Source organism: Leuconostoc carnosum (assembly GCF_014207505.1).
In the GTDB taxonomy this organism is placed as follows: domain Bacteria; phylum Bacillota; class Bacilli; order Lactobacillales; family Lactobacillaceae; genus Leuconostoc; species Leuconostoc carnosum.
In genome coordinates this window covers 152679-168351 of record NZ_JACHGL010000001.1, presented here as the reverse complement: position 1 = coordinate 168351, position 15673 = coordinate 152679, and the positions used below count along the sequence as shown (strand labels likewise).

Below are 15673 nucleotides of genomic sequence, written 5' to 3'. Positions count from 1 at the left end.
TTGAAAAATGTTTATAATTATATTTTACAACGCAAGCCATCAAAAGACAACAGTTAATTGCGTTTTTCCGGCTTTTGAAGCCAGAAATTATTATACCTAGTTATTAAAAAAATGTAAAGAGTTTTGTCTATTATTTTTCAAAAAAATCTTCTGTCAAATTTCTTACTTTATCATGCCATTGTTTTTGTGATGATAATTCTAAGTTGTTTTGGCGACCATAGTAATGATCAATTGTTGCATTAACCCAGTTTTCTATATCGACCACAATTTCTTCTATCCTAGGATAAATTAAAGTTAATTCAAATCTGGCTTGTTGTGCTAACATATCTAATGCTATTGGGTCATCTTGACTTAATTTTTCATCTAATAAATCAGCGATTTGTTCAAAAACTTTAGAATTAGTTAACAAAGGTATTTGACTAAAATTAGCAGTATATAATTCATCATCTAACCAGCGATACTGAATATCTTCGTCTAATTTTAGTTTTTGCAAATCTTCAAGTAATGTTGCACGAATAATGGGTGTCGCATAAGGGTCAACTAGTATATACTTAGCGCCAATAATAAATTGATCTACAGGTAAATGCCTGCCCGACTCATAGCGATCACGCTGCTCAATAATATCAGTATCACTTAAATGATAGAATTGGCGAGCAATGGTTTTAAACGTCGCTGCCATTGTTATTTCAGCATTTTTTTCAGCATCTCTAATTTCTTGAATGACAGCTTCTCGTGTATCCACACCATCCCACAAAACAGCTAATTGTTGTGCATAAACAAAATTTTGATTTTGTATGGCTAACGCTACAACCATTCGAAAATTAGCTTCATCATCTAAATAATTCAACAAGAAATCATCAGCATATGATGATGCTAATTGATATTGCTCATCCATGAATAACGCAGTAACTAATCGATAATTCACTTCAAAAGTGGATAATTTTTCATACAATTCAGCCAGTGTTTCGGCTGCGTCATGCCAATTTTCCTGAGTCATTTCAGTATGTGCACGATCAATAAGACTTTGTGTTTCTGGTGGTAAATGATTTTCTAAAGTCATATATTTATCAATGTATCAGCTGACTTTATTCAACCAATATCTCTCCTTCCCTAGTCATTTTTACAGGCAGAACCAAAAGGTAGTTAAGATTTCTCTGTTACTTTAGTTACTGACTTATTTTTAGCATGATTTTGTGGCCGTTTATTCGCCACTTGCTTTTCGGATACTTCTTTTTTGTTCTTTTTTACGACTTGGTTTTTATTTGGTTGTGTCCCCGACTGTGCTACTTTATGCGCTGTTGGTCGGCGATTTTGATTCACTTCCATCACAACTGGCATAACCATCGGACGTCGACGCGTTTGTTCAAATAAATAACGTGATAAGACTTCACGTACGCCATTCTTGAGTTCAGTCCAATCAAAACTTTTTGTGTTAGTCAAATAGTCTTCAATCTGTTTCACAGTTAATTCTGAAGCTTCCTTCATCAAGTCACGATTGGCTTTCACATAAACAAAGCCACGTGACGTTAGTTTGGGTTTTGAAACGACTTGACGTTTCTTACGATCAATTGTGACAACTGACACAAAAATACCATCTTCTGACAAAATACGACGATCTCTCAAAACGACATTTCCAATGTCACCAATACCAGAACCATCAATCAACGTTTCTCCTATGGTAAATGAATCTTGCAATTCAAAATGATCTTCTAACCACTTGAATTGATCTCCTTTCATAGCCATGAGAATATGATCTTCAGAAATATTAACCTCTTCAGCAGCTTTTTTAGCTGTTGTCATCACGCGATATTCACCTTGAATGGGCATGAAATATTCAGGTTGTATGACATTAATCATCATTTGTAAATCATTACGTGATGCATGACCGCTTGAACGTAAATCAGTGCTAATTTGTTTAACGTCCGCTCCTTGCTTAAACAACATATCACGTGTTTTAGCAACAATACCTTCCATCGCAGTGGATGGTGTCGTAGTAATAAAGACCAAATCATCTTTACCAATACGAATGTAAGGATCTTCGCCATTCGCCATTCGATTTAAATGTTTAACAGGTTCGCCCATTCGGCCGGTTTCAAGAATAACAGTTTCTTCTGGTGCTAATTTTTTTGCATTTTTCAAATTAACGAAAAGTTTGCTCTCTGGTACCGGTAAATTTAATTTACGTAAACGAATTGCTGTACGCACAACATTCTCAATATCATTACCTGACAAAACTAATTGTCTTTTGGTGGCAACAGTTGCATCAATGACTTGCTGAATACGTTGCACGTTCGATGCCACAGCAGCAACAATAATTCGTTTCTTTTTATTATCACGGAAAGTTTCTAAAATGTAATCACTAATTTTAGATTCGTTGACTGAATTAGCATTATCACCCGTACCAGCTGCGTCAGCTAACAAGGCCAAGACTTTCCCTTTTCCAACCTCTACTAAACGAGAGATATCCGTTTTATAGTAACTTTTTGCTGTTTGATCAAACTTAAAATCACCTGTGTAAACAACTTGACCATAAGGTGTTCCCAATACAATACCCAATGATTCAGGTATTGAGTGCGTTGTATTGAAGAAGGATACGGTAACATCTCCAAATACAATTTCAGTTTTTTCATTGACAATGTGATAGTCATCATATGTGTTCAACGCTTCTTGATCTTTAATCGCTAGTTTAGCTAGCTCAATTGTCATCTGCGAACCAAAAATTGGTGCCTGTACTTGTTGTAAAAAGTATGGCAATGCACCGATAGCATCCGCATGACCGTGAGTCAAAAAAACACCAGCAATTTTATCTGAATTCTTTATAAGATATTCAAAATCTGGTACAACAACGTCCACACCTAATTGATCCGTTTCTGGATACTTTAGACCAGCATCTAGAATAAAAATCTCATCATTTACCGTTACGGCATACATGTTTTTACCGTTTTCGCGAACGCCGCCAAACGGAATAATACTTAAATCTGTCATGATTATTTCCTTTATAAATAGACTTATAGTAATAAGTCGAAATTTTTCGTAAATATAACAATTAGATGTTTTGGTTTCTAAAACACGGAAACATCCTATTTCTTGTCTCGATACGTAATTATATCTATTTTAACATACTTTTAAATTTTTCTGTTATCATTGTTACAGAAAGGAAATGCAGTAGGGATTCCATCTGCACAAAATGACTATGCAACGTAAACCATTTAAAAAATCACATAAAGTACGTAATATTATCATCTTTTCTCTGAGCATCATTATTATATTAGGTATTACTTTCACATTTTTAGGACAAAATCACTCGAATAAAACCGAGCAAACAAGTAGCTCTTCTAGTACTCCTAAAAAGCAAAAATCTAAAGCGGCGCCGACCACTCAATCCAGTTCATCAGAGGATTTAGCCAGTGAGTCAACCTCTGTACCAGAAGCACCTGCTGGTCCAGCAGTTTCATCAGCCATTAGTACTGTAACCGATGATGCCACACAAGCTCCCATAGAAGACAACACATCTAATAGCCCATCATCATCATCTTCTTCAGTTGCAAGTAGCAGTGACACATCTTCAGATTCTTCACAGGCCACATCAAGTTCACAACCAGCAGCATCTTTTGGTAACTGGTCGGCAACTACCTATGAGCAAATTGCTATTGGTTCCGCTACATATGATGACGTACGTAGCGCTTATGGTAACCCAACCTATTTAACAGCTAGTGATCGCGTCTATGCTACATGGCAAAGTAAAACTGGTATAAAAGTATCTATTGTATTTACCCCAACTGGTAATGATGACAATCTAAAATTAATCGCTAGTAGCAAATCTCAATCTGGACTCCAATAACCAATTATAGGACTTTCTAAATTAATTCAAATAAAAAACGCGCAAATGCGCGTTTTTTATTTGAATTAATAATCTTAACGATCAACCTTAACAGTTGTTTCCAATGTTGCAGCAATACGTTCTTGTACCAAAACATTGTCTGATGCCAAAGCTGACTTTGCTTGATCTGCTAAGTTTGAAAAAGTATCAAAATCAGAAACAGCAATTTCAGCCAACATCTTACGGTTTAATTCAACACCAGCTAATGTCAAACCATGCATTAGTTTTGAATATGACAAACCATTCATGCGTGCTGCTGCGTTGATACGTGCAATCCATAACTTACGGAAATTACGCTTTGTGTTCTTACGATCACGGTATGCATACAAATATGACTTCCATACTTGTTGCTTTGCAACCTTAAAATTAATACGACGTTGACCACGGTAACCCTTAGCCAACTTAACCATCTTTTTACGACGTGCGCGTGAAACTGTACCACCCTTAACTCGCATGGGTAATTCCTCCTAGAATTCTAAAAAATAAATTGCTGGATCTACGATCCAAAATGTAGATAGATGAACCATCGCAAGGCGAATTAGATGTTTGACAACATCTTAGCGTATGTCTTAACAGTCGTTGAATCCATCATGCGTGTACCACGTAATTGACGACGTTGCTTCTTTGTCTTACCATGGAAACGGTGTGATGTGTAAGCTGAAGCTGACTTCAACCCACCATTGGCTGTCTTCTTAAAGCGCTTTGCTGATGCGCGGTGTGTCTTCATCTTTGGCATGTGACTAATTCTCCTACTTTATAATTTTGTTTAAACTTGTAAACAAGCAATTAAACCCTTAATTACTTGGCATCCCTGGGAGCCAAGATCAAAAACATTTGGCGGCCATCCATTTTGGCACGTTGCTCAACCTTAGCAATATCATCCAGTTCTACAGCCATACGGTCTAATACTTGACGTCCAATATCTTGGTGCGTAATCATACGACCGCGGAAACGTAGATTAAGCTTAACCTTATTTCCTTGACTAAGAAACTTAATAGCTGCTTTTTTACGTGTCTCAAAGTCACCTGAATCAATAACTGGTGACATACGGACTTCTTTAACTTGCACAATTTTTTGGTTTTTGCGTTGTTCTTTTTGCTTCTTTTGAGCTTCGAACTTAGCCTTCCCCCAATCCATGATTTTAGCTACTGGTGGTTCAGCGTTAGCTTGTACCAGCACCAAATCTTGGTCTAAATCGTTAGCAATTTGTTGTGCGTCTCGAGTTGACATTTCTGTCTGCTTACCTTCATGGATAAGCAATACGCGAGGAACGCGAATATTTTCGTTGATTAAATCAACTTGTCTTGGTTGACGTGCTATTGTCAGGTACCTCCAAATTTATTTTGTGAATCAAGAAGAAAAGTGGATAAAGAAATTAATCTTCACCCACTCCGAATACTTGTAGTCCATAAGGACAACTGTATCTGCCAAGCAACATCATCACTTGGCGAGAAGCGGGCGCTTCTACTTGTTCAACAAATACCATTCTACGCTGTTATATCAATTCTGTCAAGCATCTATTCTTGATGTCTGAATTAAGCGTATGCCGTAATGAAAAATGACTAATACAGCAAACTGTGCACCGGCAAACAAAATCACAAAAGTAACCATATGATAACTCATAGACAATACAATATTTCTCATGACGCCAGCAATATCAGTGAATACATCCCATGAATTCAATCGTAAATACCGGCCCAAATAAATTCCGATCGCCGATAATACGGACACAATAGCAGTAACACTCCAATATACCAAATGCATATGCTGTTGGAAGACCGAACTGGTAATAATCTCTAAACTTAAAATACCCAAGCCAACACCAATAAAAATGCCAGTGGCTAAAACTGCATAATTAAAATACTGTGTTGCTTGATCTAAGCTTGTCCCAATCGCATACAAATGAATGAAATCTGTCATCATATACATCGTATTTGGGAAAAACAACAACCAAAAGCTAGCAAAAAGTATCTTAACTGATCGTGATTTTGTATAGGATACTATCAATGCAAAATCAAATGGCAGTAGTGACAAAAACACATTCCAATTTAAAAATGTGAATCGTGTTGGTGTTAAATGAACAAACAAGAAAAATAGGATGATTATAATGTGGACAATACTAATATTTAAAAACCTAGTGTTCATCAATTGCCCTCCTTTTTACAAAGTATTAAATGTATCATATCACAGAAAAATTATGCTATCTTAAATTACGGGTAAAATAGTTTTTCTATTTATTTTGTCAATGTTTTGGGCTGACGCATGGCAACTAATCCAAAGACTACTAACCAAATGGTTGCTCCAATTGCCGGCACACGTGATTCAGGATTAAAAAAGAGTGTAATAAAAACAAAAACAAAGAATGCAATTGCAGCAGGAACTAACGTTTTAGGGGCAATAACCAAAAAGCCATCAGCCATGTAACTATCAGATTTCCGATATTTGAGATAAGCAATTAAAATCAAAACATAAATCATCAAAAATAGATCTGTTGATGCACTCGTAACAAAACTGAACGCATTAGTAACGGCAGGAATAACCGAAATAATAGCTGAGAATCCGACCATAAGTGCAGTAAATAGCACAGCGTTAACGGGTAACTTTGTTCTCGACATTTTTCTAAACGGTTGTAAAAATTTTGCTTTCGATTGAAAAGCTAATGCATAAAAATTTCGACTCGCACTAAAAAGTACTGAATTCAGAGCTGAAGCTGCACTAGTTAATACAACAAAATTAATCAATGCAGCAGCCCATTTAACACCTGCTAATTGAAACACCATGACAAATGGGCTTTGATCAGCGGGTATTTTTTGCCAAGGATAGATCGTCATAATAATAAATAATGCACCCAAGTAGAAAAATAAGATTCGCCATGGTATTTGGTTAATTGCTTTTGGTAAAACCGCACGAGGATTATCAGTCTCAGCAGTTGTCATACCAATAAATTCCATACCAACAAAAGCAAACATGACCATTTGAAAGGCATTAATGAAATTACCAACACCATTTGGAAATAAAGTAAAATGGTCAAAAACATTCCCAAAAGATACATCGCCTACTGGTGTTTTAAAACCGGTTAACGCCATAATAATACCAGTCATAATTAAAGCAAGAATCGCCACGATTTTAATCATAGCAAACCAAAATTCGGTTTCACCATATAACGCAACTGCAACCAAGTTTATACTGGTTAATATAATTAACATCAAAATTTGAATAAGCCATCCCGGAACGTTAGGAAGCCAATATTGTATATATTTGGCTACCGCAGTTAACTCTGCCATACCCATGAAGACAATCGTCAACCAGTAAGACCAACGCGCAAAAAAACCAGCACGATTACCAATATATCTTGTTATAAATGTTATAAATGTGTGTTGTGATGGGTCGGCATATAATAATTCACCAATTGCTCGCATCATGACAAACATAAATAAACCAATAATTAAATAAACAAATAAAATTGAGGGTCCAGCAAAATTTATCGAATGACCAGCTCCCATGAACAAGCCGGTACCAATGGTACCGCCAATTGCAATTAACTGAACATGCCTATTTTGTAACCCACGTTTTGGTGGTTGCTTTGTACTTTCTGTTGCTTCTGTCATTAGTAAAAAAATCCTCCAGCGTTACTCAGCTTGTATATGATATACCGTATAAAGCACCCGACGAACAGTCGCCAGGTGCTTTATACTAATTGTTCGGCATTTGACGTGAATAGTTTGACACGTCTTCTAAAATCAAATTTTGGAATGCTGAATACGACATTGTTTCAGTTTTATCTTGACCATAACGACGTACTGTTACAGTATTATTATCGACTTCAGAATCCCCCAATACCAACGTATATGGTATTTTGTTAGTTTGAGCTTCACGAATCAAGTAGCCCATTTTGGCATCTTTTGTCTCAACATTTGCACGTAAACCAGCATCCTGTAAGTGCTTTTGCACACTAGTTGCATAATCGCCATGTGCACCCAAGTTAACAGGAATAATCTGAACTTGTAATGGTGATAACCATGTTGGAAAAGCACCCTTGTACATTTCAATCAAGTATGCAGTGAAACGTTCCATTGTGCCAACAATACCACGATGCAACATAACAGGGCGATGATTATCTTGACCATCAGCACCAATATAAGTCAGATTGAAACGCTCGGGCAACAAGAAATCCAACTGAATGGTTGACATTGTTTCTTCACCACCCAAAGCGGTTTTCGTTTGTACGTCCAGTTTAGGACCATAAAAAGCTGCTTCACCTTCTGCTTCAAAGTAATCAAGCTTAAGATCATCCATCGCACGCTTTAACTGAGCCTGTGATTTTTCCCACATATCATCGTCATCAAAATATTTTTCTGTATTTTTAGGATCACGATAAGACAAGCGGAATCGATAATCTGTAATATCAAAATCACGATAAACACCCATCATCATTGTCAAAATTGATTTGAATTCTTCTTCCAATTTTTCAGGTTCAACGAATGTGTGCCCATCATTCAATGTCATTTCACGGACTCGTGACAGACCAGTCAAAGCCCCAGACTTCTCGTAACGATGCATCATACCCAGTTCAGCAATCCGCATTGGTAACTCACGATATGAACGTGGCTTATGCTTGAATACCGTGATATGAGATGGACAGTTCATTGGTCGTAATTCTAAGAATTCACCATCTCCCATGTCCATTGGTGGGAACATATCTTCACGATAATGATCCCAGTGCCCCGACGTTTTGTACAAATTCAAGTTTGATAATACTGGCGTATATACGTGTTGGTAGCCATTGGCCAATTCTTTATCGGTAATATACCGTTCTACTTGACGACGAATCGTTGCTCCATTAGGCAACCAAACGGGTAAACCAGATCCCACTTCTTGGCTCGTAAAGAATAAGTCCAAATCACGACCAATCGTTCGATGGTCACGTTCTTTCGCTTCTTCACGACGTTGTACTTCAGCATCAACATCAGCTTGTTTCCACTCAGCAATACCGTAAATACGCTGCATCATTGGGTTCGAAGACTTACCACGCCAATAGGCACCAGCCACTGATGTTAATTTAAAATGCTTAATCCAACCAGTGGATGGTACAAGACCACCTTTATCTAATTCAACATGATCACCTTGAACTGCAATAGTAATTTTTTCATCCACAGGTAAATCAGAAATTAATTCAACCTTATATGGATCTTCTGAAAATGTTTTCAAAGCTTCGTCACGTGTCAATTCTCGTGAAACAATCGGTAGATCTTCTGCAACGATTTTATGCATCATGGCTTCAATTTCAGAAAAATCTTCAACGGAAACTTGATTCCCTGCGCCATTATCTGTATCGTAATAAAAACCATTATCAATAAATGGACCAACCCCAAAATGCATGTTAGCAAATTTAGGTATGCGCTTAAGGGCCTGTGCTAATAAATGAGATGCTGAGTGACGTAACAGTGACACCGCTTCATCATCAGAAGTTGTAATTAATTGAAAATCCCCTGATGCTGGAATAATATCATTCATACCAACATACTCACCATTTAATTTAGCAGAAACCGACTTTTTCGCTAATGATTTTGAAATACTCGCTGCAACTGCAAGAGGTGTGGTTGTTTCATCAAAGCGCTTTACTGCGCCATCTGGAAATGTAAGACTAATTTCTGACATGTGTAATATCCTCTTCAAATTTAAAATTAATTTTGAATCACAGTTCATATTATAAACTAGAAGATACCAAAACAAAAAGCGTCCCTTTGTGCCAATATAGACACAAAGGGACGCTTTACCGTGGTACCACCCAAGTTTAACACGCTGAACGTGTGACTCAAATGACAATTAACGGTGTCACCCGGATACTTTTCGTTACCTACTCACCTATCACTCAAAGGTAGTCTGTCAAGTACAAATGACTCATTTTCACCAACCATGAGTTCTCTAAACATTTGCTACAATCGAGTTGTCCTTATCAACGTTCTTGAAACCCAGTTTAGCACGCTTTTTATGATTGTGCAATACTTATTTTGTCTTGATTTGAGATAAAACAGTTGCTAACGCGTCCTTAGCAACATCATCGTGATCTAGAATACCATTATCAAATGCTACTTTTAAAGCATCATATTGTTGTTGTGTTATCATCATTTGCCTTTTCCTTCAGAAATTTAATACTCTTAATTATAAACAAAATTAATATCTTTTCAAATCTACAAACACAGTTACTATAATCCAAGGTAATATTGCGCAAACAGTGCAGCAAAGATGGCCCCTACAAAGGGCGCAATACCAGGAATTAATAAACCATATTGAAAGTCTGCATTCGCACGATTTTTCCACGGCAAAATAGTATAGGCAATCCGCGGTCCTAAATCACGTGCTAAATTCATAGCAAAACCGGTTGTACCACCCAGACCCATCCCAACAGCCCAGACTAGGAAACCAACACTTAAAGGCACCATCCCTGGTACATCCCCTACACGTTCAGAAATTGCCATGATGCTTGTTAAGAAAATAAAAGTTGCAAACGCTTCAACAAAAAAATTCCGGGGTAAATTTCGGATAGCTGGTGCCGTTGAAAAAATATTTCTGACAATAATTGGATCAATGTCTTTTTCAGATAATTTAAATTGATCCGCATACATCACATAGACAATCAATGAGCCAATAACTGCGCCGAGTACTTCAACCAGACTCACAATTAAAAAATACGGCAAACTAATATTACCTAAAATGAGTTGCGCCAATGCCATTGCTGGATTAATGAACACATCACCAAAGATAAGTAAGACAATTGAAATACCGAAACCCCAAGTAGTAATTGAAAAAATATGTCCTGAACCATGGTATTTCGTACGGTTCAGTACTTCGTCGGCATGTACGCCAACACCAAAAATAATCATTAAAGCAGTTCCCATGAACTCAGCCAACAACTGGTGTAACATTTGTAATCTCCTAAGCGGTTGCAAATTAAAAAAAGTCGCAGTTTTTTTATGTGATTTACCATTCCTTATATTAAGGCTTCAACTCACTACTGTAAAGCATTTTGCTGATTTGTCTTGAAACTGTCACATTCAAAAAGAAATACCTGAAAAGTAATCTATACAATATTTTGGTAGTTAGTTATAATTAAAGAAAAACGTCGGAGGGAAAGTGATTGATACATTTATTTAAAATCGTATCAAGCACAACTAATTAATATGAATGCTCAAGTTGTTTATGCAACAATCACCGGAAATAATGAAGAAGTCGCTGATGTCATTGTCGAAGCACTAGAAAGCGCTGAAGTCAGTGTGACAAAAACTGAAATATCACAAACAGAAGTTGACGAACTCGAAAGTACAGATATTGCCATTATCGTTCCTTACACATATGATCAAGGCTCATTACCAGATGAAGGATTAGATTTCTTCGAAGACCTTGCTGAGGCTGACCTAAGCGGTGTGGTATATGGTGTAGCCGGTTCGGGAGATACTTATTACCTGTCAGATTTTTGTTTAGCTGTACCAAAATTTGAAACACAACTCGCACAAACGAATGCGATCAAAGGTGCTGAAGGTATTAAAATTAATTTGCGTCCGGACGAAAAAGATACAATTGTCCTACAAGCCTTTACGCAAAAGTTAATTCAAGTCGCAAAAAATCAATGAGAATAAAAAGAAGTATTTTGAAGGTTTCCTTCAAAATACTTCTTTTTTACTTACCACATTTATTCATCAGCTGTTGTATAAACTGCCAAGACATCCTCATTTTCTTCTAGTTCGTCAACAAGCTTATCTAACTTTTCACGATCCTCATCAGAAATCACCATTGGATTTTGAGCAATCATTGTTACTTCGGCATCTTCAAAAATGTAACCTGCTTCAGTTAATGAAGCCTCTACAGTTTGGAAATCTCCTGATTCTGTATAAATTTCAAATACTTCATCTTGCGTTTGAACATCTTCAGCACCAGCTTCCAAAGCAGCTTCTAGTACCGTGTCTTCATCCAAATCTGGAAAGGCTTCCCGATCAATTGCTAAATACCCTTTTCGATCAAATTGAAAAGCCACTGAACCAGATGTTCCTAAAGCACCGCCATAATGTTTAAAAGAATTACGAATACTTGAAACAGTACGATTAATATTATCCGTTGACGTTTCAACCAAAACAGCTACACCTGCAGTACCATAACCTTCATAAGTTACTTCTTCAAACTTTTGTCCACCAGCGCCGGAAGCCTTATCTAGCGCACGCTGAATGTTATCTTTTGGCATGTTTGCCGCTTTAGCTTTATCCACAACTAAACGCAATGAAGCGTTCAAATCCGGATCAGCACCCCCTGCTTTTGCAGCAACGTATAAATCATGTGCCAATTTTTGAAAAATTTTACCACGCTTAGCATCTTGGGCATTTTTACGGCCCTGGATGTTATGCCACTTACTGTGTCCTGACATTATAACATCTCCTTGAATTTATCAATATCATCCTATTTTATCAAAAAAATACCCTTGTGACTAGCTTTGCAAGCTTTATAAATAAAGATTAATACTTATTTCCACCCAGTAACTCTAAATAAGTCATCGCTGAACTTGCAATCAAGGCAGCTAATATATCATCTAAGTAAACATTGATACTATCAGTTTTATCATTAATTACGCCAATTAACCCTGGTTTCAAGTCATCAAGCAACCCATAATGTACTGTTGCAGCGGCTGAAAATTGCTGTGTAATAGCGATTGCTAGAATTTCATCAACGTTGTGTCCATTAGCATCACGTTGCAAACGCGCCTTCAGCGGTTGGCTATCCGGCATGCTCTCTGCTTGTTCATCTAAATAAAGTGCCGTTAAAATAATATCAGCAACCTCATCTTTATGCAAAACACGAGTGATACTTTGAGTTAATACCTCTTCTTCAATGGCATCTTTATATTTTCCAGTTAAAAAGGTGCGTGTGCCATCTGTAATATCTCCTAAGCTGACACCACGTTGTGCTAATTTATTAATGGCTGCTTCTTGTAATTCTTTCATGAATTATATCTCCCTTTTAAAAATTATCATTCACATAGCGACGCGTTAAGATGACATGTGGAATACTATCTAATGCAACTTTCACATATTCTTGTTGATCAATTGTAAAATCATTGATAGCTACCAATGTGTAAGCATAATCACCAACAGCACGATTACTCAACTGTTCAATGTTAATATTCTTGTCACCAAAAAATGTCGATATTTGTCCAATCATATTTGGTACATTATCATGAATAATGCCCACACGGTATTTTGTAGTAAATGGTTCATCTATATCCGGATAATTAACTGAATTAACAATATTACCAGTAGTTAAATAATTATCAAGTTGGCGAGCGGCCATTAAGGCACTCATATCTTCTGCCTCAACAGTGGAACCACCAATATGTGGTGTAATAATAACTTTTGGATGATCAAATAATGCTTCATCAGCAAAATCTGTAATATAAACACGCAATTGATCTTGATCTAACGCTGATTTCGCTGCCAAATCATCCACTATCCCACCACGTGAAAAGTTTAATAAAGCTGCATCTGGTTTCATCAATTTAATACTTTCCCCACCAATAAAATATTTATTCTTATCAGTAAGTGGGATATGAACAGTAACATAATCAGATTGTCGTAAAACCTCTTCAACAGTTTTGGCATGCTTGATATGGCGATCAATGCGCCAAGCGGTATTAGCATTAAGTCCTGGATCATAACCAATGACATCCATGTCTAATGCTAACGCTGTGTTAGCTACTTTTGATCCCACATTTCCCAAACCAATAACGCCCAAAGTTTTCCCGGCTAATTCCGTACCACGGTAACCACCTTTATTTACCTCAGTACGTAATGATACATCACCACCACGAGTTTCGTTAGCAAACCCAATCGCCCCGACAACGGGACGAGCAGCTAATATTAAAGCTGCAATAGTTAATTCTTTTACAGCATTAGCATTTCCACCAGGTGTATTAAAAACAGCAACACCGCGCTTTGACAAGGTGTCAACAGGGATATTGTTAAACCCTGCACCTGCACGAACAACTGCACGAACACTACTAGGAATAGCCTCATTGTGCAAATTCTGTGAACGCAAGAGGATACCCTTTGGCTCCTCTTGACCATTAATATCATAATGATGTGCATTTAAGTAAGCCAAACCTTTTTGGCTAATGGCGTTATATGTTTTAATATTTGTCATACTTATTTTTCTACTTTCTGTAAAAATGAAATCAGTGCATCCACTGCTTCTATAGGTTGCGCGTTATAAAGTGATGCCCTAAAGCCACCAACGGAACGATGCCCTGCTAAGTTAAATAAACCTTCTTGTGTTGCTTGCTTCGCAATGGCTTTGTCATTCTGAAGATCACCTGTTGTAAAAATAATATTCGTTAATGACCGCTCTTCAGTGGCTACCGGTGCTGAAAAATAATCAGATTGATCAATAAAATCATAAAGTCGTTGGGATTTCATCAAATTCCGACGATGCATCTCTGCCACCCCACCTTGTTGCGCAACCCAATTCAAAACTAAATCCATCACATATATTGAGAAAACGGGTGATGTATTGAACATCGACTGTTTATCGATATGATTTTGGTAACGCATCATCGGACCCACACCAGTAATATCTTGTTGATCTAACCATTCTTTGCGAACAATGGCCAGTGTCACACCTGCCGGTCCAAGATTCTTTTGCCCACCAGCAAACACAGCATCAAAAGTGTTAATATCATATGGTTCTGCTAAAATATTTGAACTCATATCTGCGACTAAACGACCAGAAGTCACTGGTAGATTATTTTGATGGAAAGTTGCACCTTCAATAGTGTTATTTGTAACAATATGCAAATAATCATAAGCATCAGCATTAAAATCCGAAGGTAAACTCGGTAATTGTTGATAATGCTGTTGTTTAGTACTGTCAATAACCGTTAACTTTTTACCAAGTGCTTCAATAGCTTCACCAGCTTTAGCTGCAAAATTACCAGAATCCAGTAGCGCAACATTTTGCTGATGTGTTGCAAAATTTAAGGGTAACATTTCAAATTGCAGTGAACCACCCCCTTGTAAAAAGACTACTGCGTATTCATCTGGAATGGCCATTAATTCACGTAATTTTTGTTCAGCATCAAAAATAATATTTTGAAAAGTCTCTGAACGATGCGATATTTCCATAATACTAAGCTGCGTGTGTTCATTCTTTTCAAATTCATTCTTAACTTGTGTAACTACTTCTTCAGGAATCACACCAGGACCAGCAGAAAAATTATATGTTGTCATTGTCATTATATGCGCCCCTACGCAAAGCCCTATTTTGGGTATAAAAAAACCACACCGCGTCAAAATGACCGTGTGGCTATGTTTAACATCGCTGTATGTACGCGAAGAAAACTCGTCACACTTATGGACGAGTGGCGGATAAATTTTCGGTTAACATACTTAATCTTAGCATCATTATCTCTTTTCAATATTACACTATAATCTTACTATATTTGCATTGAAAGTCAATCTTTTATTTTGTTAATAAAACGCGTATAATATTAATAGTAATGCCGCTGTGGCGGAACTGGCAGACGCGTACCGTTCAGGTCGGTATGAGAGTAATCTCGTGCAGGTTCGATTCCTGTCAGCGGCATAAAAAAGCACTCTTAGAGTGCTTTTTTTGTAAGGTTTTTTAAAAAAGTATATAATTTTCTAAATATGAGTTTATTGTCATCATTTTGTCACATATTAACGTTATATTTACAGTTAAAATGGTAGAAAGATGGGAGAGGACTATGCAACACTATCGAACACAATCTCACAC

Annotated in this window: 16 protein-coding genes, 1 tRNA gene and 1 other annotated feature; of the genes, 3 read left to right on the top strand and 14 right to left on the bottom strand. The window is 37.0% G+C overall.

Annotated features, from left to right (window positions below; all coding sequences use genetic code 11):
* Positions 1-130: 130 nt before the first annotated feature.
* Positions 131-1060, bottom strand: a complete 930-nt coding sequence (locus HNQ98_RS00785; RefSeq protein WP_135197573.1) for a type I restriction endonuclease subunit R — start codon at positions 1058-1060, stop codon at positions 131-133.
* Positions 1061-1143: 83 nt separating this feature from the next.
* Complete coding sequence (locus HNQ98_RS00780; RefSeq protein WP_135197574.1) at positions 1144-2985, bottom strand: ribonuclease J; 1842 nt, start codon at positions 2983-2985, stop codon at positions 1144-1146.
* Between the two features lie 208 nt (positions 2986-3193).
* Between HNQ98_RS00780 and HNQ98_RS00775 the strand changes: the two genes are divergently transcribed.
* Entirely contained in the window at positions 3194-3841 is a 648-nt protein-coding gene (locus HNQ98_RS00775; protein WP_135197575.1) for a hypothetical protein, read from the top strand.
* Positions 3842-3915: 74 nt separating this feature from the next.
* On the opposite strand, the gene rplT is transcribed toward HNQ98_RS00775, so the two are convergent.
* The 8 genes from rplT to larD form a co-directional block, all read right to left on the bottom strand.
* Positions 3916-4335 carry a 50S ribosomal protein L20 gene (gene rplT, locus HNQ98_RS00770; RefSeq protein ID WP_014974554.1) on the bottom strand — a complete coding sequence of 140 codons (420 nt, stop codon included), beginning with the start codon at positions 4333-4335 and terminating at the stop codon, positions 3916-3918.
* Positions 4336-4418: 83 nt separating this feature from the next.
* Positions 4419-4616 carry a 50S ribosomal protein L35 gene (gene rpmI, locus HNQ98_RS00765; RefSeq protein WP_004900365.1) on the bottom strand — a complete coding sequence of 66 codons (198 nt, stop codon included), beginning with the start codon at positions 4614-4616 and terminating at the stop codon, positions 4419-4421.
* A 62-nt stretch (positions 4617-4678) separates the two neighbouring features.
* Complete coding sequence (gene infC, locus HNQ98_RS00760) at positions 4679-5218, bottom strand: translation initiation factor IF-3 (RefSeq protein ID WP_373306179.1); 540 nt, start codon at positions 5216-5218, stop codon at positions 4679-4681.
* A gap of 171 nt (positions 5219-5389) precedes the next feature.
* Positions 5390-6025, bottom strand: a complete 636-nt coding sequence (locus tag HNQ98_RS00755; protein ID WP_014974556.1) for a DUF1361 domain-containing protein — start codon at positions 6023-6025, stop codon at positions 5390-5392.
* Positions 6026-6114: 89 nt separating this feature from the next.
* Positions 6115-7488 carry an amino acid permease gene (locus HNQ98_RS00750; RefSeq protein ID WP_014974557.1) on the bottom strand — a complete coding sequence of 458 codons (1374 nt, stop codon included), beginning with the start codon at positions 7486-7488 and terminating at the stop codon, positions 6115-6117.
* An 85-nt stretch (positions 7489-7573) separates the two neighbouring features.
* On the bottom strand, positions 7574-9538 hold the full coding sequence (thrS, locus tag HNQ98_RS00745) for a threonine--tRNA ligase (RefSeq protein ID WP_135197577.1): 1965 nt from the start codon (positions 9536-9538) through the stop codon (positions 7574-7576).
* A 103-nt stretch (positions 9539-9641) separates the two neighbouring features.
* Positions 9642-9849 (bottom strand) — a binding site (T-box leader).
* A 37-nt stretch (positions 9850-9886) separates the two neighbouring features.
* A complete protein-coding gene (locus HNQ98_RS09200; protein ID WP_259655110.1) occupies positions 9887-10009 on the bottom strand; it encodes a hypothetical protein in 123 nt (40 codons plus the stop codon).
* A 77-nt stretch (positions 10010-10086) separates the two neighbouring features.
* Complete coding sequence (gene larD, locus HNQ98_RS00740) at positions 10087-10806, bottom strand: D/L-lactic acid transporter LarD (protein ID WP_135197578.1); 720 nt, start codon at positions 10804-10806, stop codon at positions 10087-10089.
* Between the two features lie 255 nt (positions 10807-11061).
* Here larD and HNQ98_RS00735 point away from each other — a divergent pair, with 255 nt between their 5' ends.
* Positions 11062-11511, top strand: a complete 450-nt coding sequence (locus tag HNQ98_RS00735) for a flavodoxin (protein ID WP_135197579.1) — start codon at positions 11062-11064, stop codon at positions 11509-11511.
* 59 nt (positions 11512-11570) lie between these two features.
* On the opposite strand, the gene HNQ98_RS00730 is transcribed toward HNQ98_RS00735, so the two are convergent.
* From HNQ98_RS00730 to serC, 4 genes are all read right to left on the bottom strand, one after another.
* Entirely contained in the window at positions 11571-12296 is a 726-nt protein-coding gene (locus tag HNQ98_RS00730) for a YebC/PmpR family DNA-binding transcriptional regulator (RefSeq protein ID WP_014974562.1), read from the bottom strand.
* A gap of 88 nt (positions 12297-12384) precedes the next feature.
* Positions 12385-12870, bottom strand: coding sequence for a phosphatidylglycerophosphatase A family protein (locus tag HNQ98_RS00725; protein ID WP_135197580.1), 486 nt, complete (start codon positions 12868-12870; stop codon positions 12385-12387).
* 16 nt (positions 12871-12886) lie between these two features.
* On the bottom strand, positions 12887-14065 hold the full coding sequence (locus HNQ98_RS00720) for a 3-phosphoglycerate dehydrogenase family protein (RefSeq protein WP_135197581.1): 1179 nt from the start codon (positions 14063-14065) through the stop codon (positions 12887-12889).
* Between the two features lie 2 nt (positions 14066-14067).
* Complete coding sequence (gene serC / locus HNQ98_RS00715; RefSeq protein WP_135197685.1) at positions 14068-15147, bottom strand: 3-phosphoserine/phosphohydroxythreonine transaminase; 1080 nt, start codon at positions 15145-15147, stop codon at positions 14068-14070.
* 271 nt (positions 15148-15418) lie between these two features.
* Between serC and HNQ98_RS00710 the strand changes: the two genes are divergently transcribed.
* Positions 15419-15502 (top strand) — tRNA-Leu (locus HNQ98_RS00710).
* The last annotated feature ends 171 nt before the right edge of the window (positions 15503-15673 follow it).

Excerpts from the sequence above, each read along its gene's own strand:
- HNQ98_RS00785 (WP_135197573.1), bottom strand. The coding sequence starts at position 1,060 with ATGACTTTAGAAAATCATTTACCACCAGAAACACAAAGTCTTATTGAT.
- HNQ98_RS00780 (WP_135197574.1), bottom strand. The coding sequence starts at position 2,985 with ATGACAGATTTAAGTATTATTCCGTTTGGCGGCGTTCGCGAAAACGGT.
- HNQ98_RS00775 (WP_135197575.1), top strand. The coding sequence starts at position 3,194 with ATGCAACGTAAACCATTTAAAAAATCACATAAAGTACGTAATATTATC.
- rplT (WP_014974554.1), bottom strand. The coding sequence starts at position 4,335 with ATGCGAGTTAAGGGTGGTACAGTTTCACGCGCACGTCGTAAAAAGATG.
- rpmI (WP_004900365.1), bottom strand. The coding sequence starts at position 4,616 with ATGCCAAAGATGAAGACACACCGCGCATCAGCAAAGCGCTTTAAGAAG.
- HNQ98_RS00755 (WP_014974556.1), bottom strand. The coding sequence starts at position 6,025 with ATGAACACTAGGTTTTTAAATATTAGTATTGTCCACATTATAATCATC.
- HNQ98_RS00750 (WP_014974557.1), bottom strand. The coding sequence starts at position 7,488 with ATGACAGAAGCAACAGAAAGTACAAAGCAACCACCAAAACGTGGGTTA.
- thrS (WP_135197577.1), bottom strand. The coding sequence starts at position 9,538 with ATGTCAGAAATTAGTCTTACATTTCCAGATGGCGCAGTAAAGCGCTTT.
- HNQ98_RS09200 (WP_259655110.1), bottom strand. The coding sequence starts at position 10,009 with ATGATGATAACACAACAACAATATGATGCTTTAAAAGTAGCATTTGAT.
- larD (WP_135197578.1), bottom strand. The coding sequence starts at position 10,806 with ATGTTACACCAGTTGTTGGCTGAGTTCATGGGAACTGCTTTAATGATT.
- HNQ98_RS00735 (WP_135197579.1), top strand. The coding sequence starts at position 11,062 with ATGAATGCTCAAGTTGTTTATGCAACAATCACCGGAAATAATGAAGAA.
- HNQ98_RS00730 (WP_014974562.1), bottom strand. The coding sequence starts at position 12,296 with ATGTCAGGACACAGTAAGTGGCATAACATCCAGGGCCGTAAAAATGCC.
- HNQ98_RS00725 (WP_135197580.1), bottom strand. The coding sequence starts at position 12,870 with ATGAAAGAATTACAAGAAGCAGCCATTAATAAATTAGCACAACGTGGT.
- HNQ98_RS00720 (WP_135197581.1), bottom strand. The coding sequence starts at position 14,065 with ATGACAAATATTAAAACATATAACGCCATTAGCCAAAAAGGTTTGGCT.
- serC (WP_135197685.1), bottom strand. The coding sequence starts at position 15,147 with ATGACAACATATAATTTTTCTGCTGGTCCTGGTGTGATTCCTGAAGAA.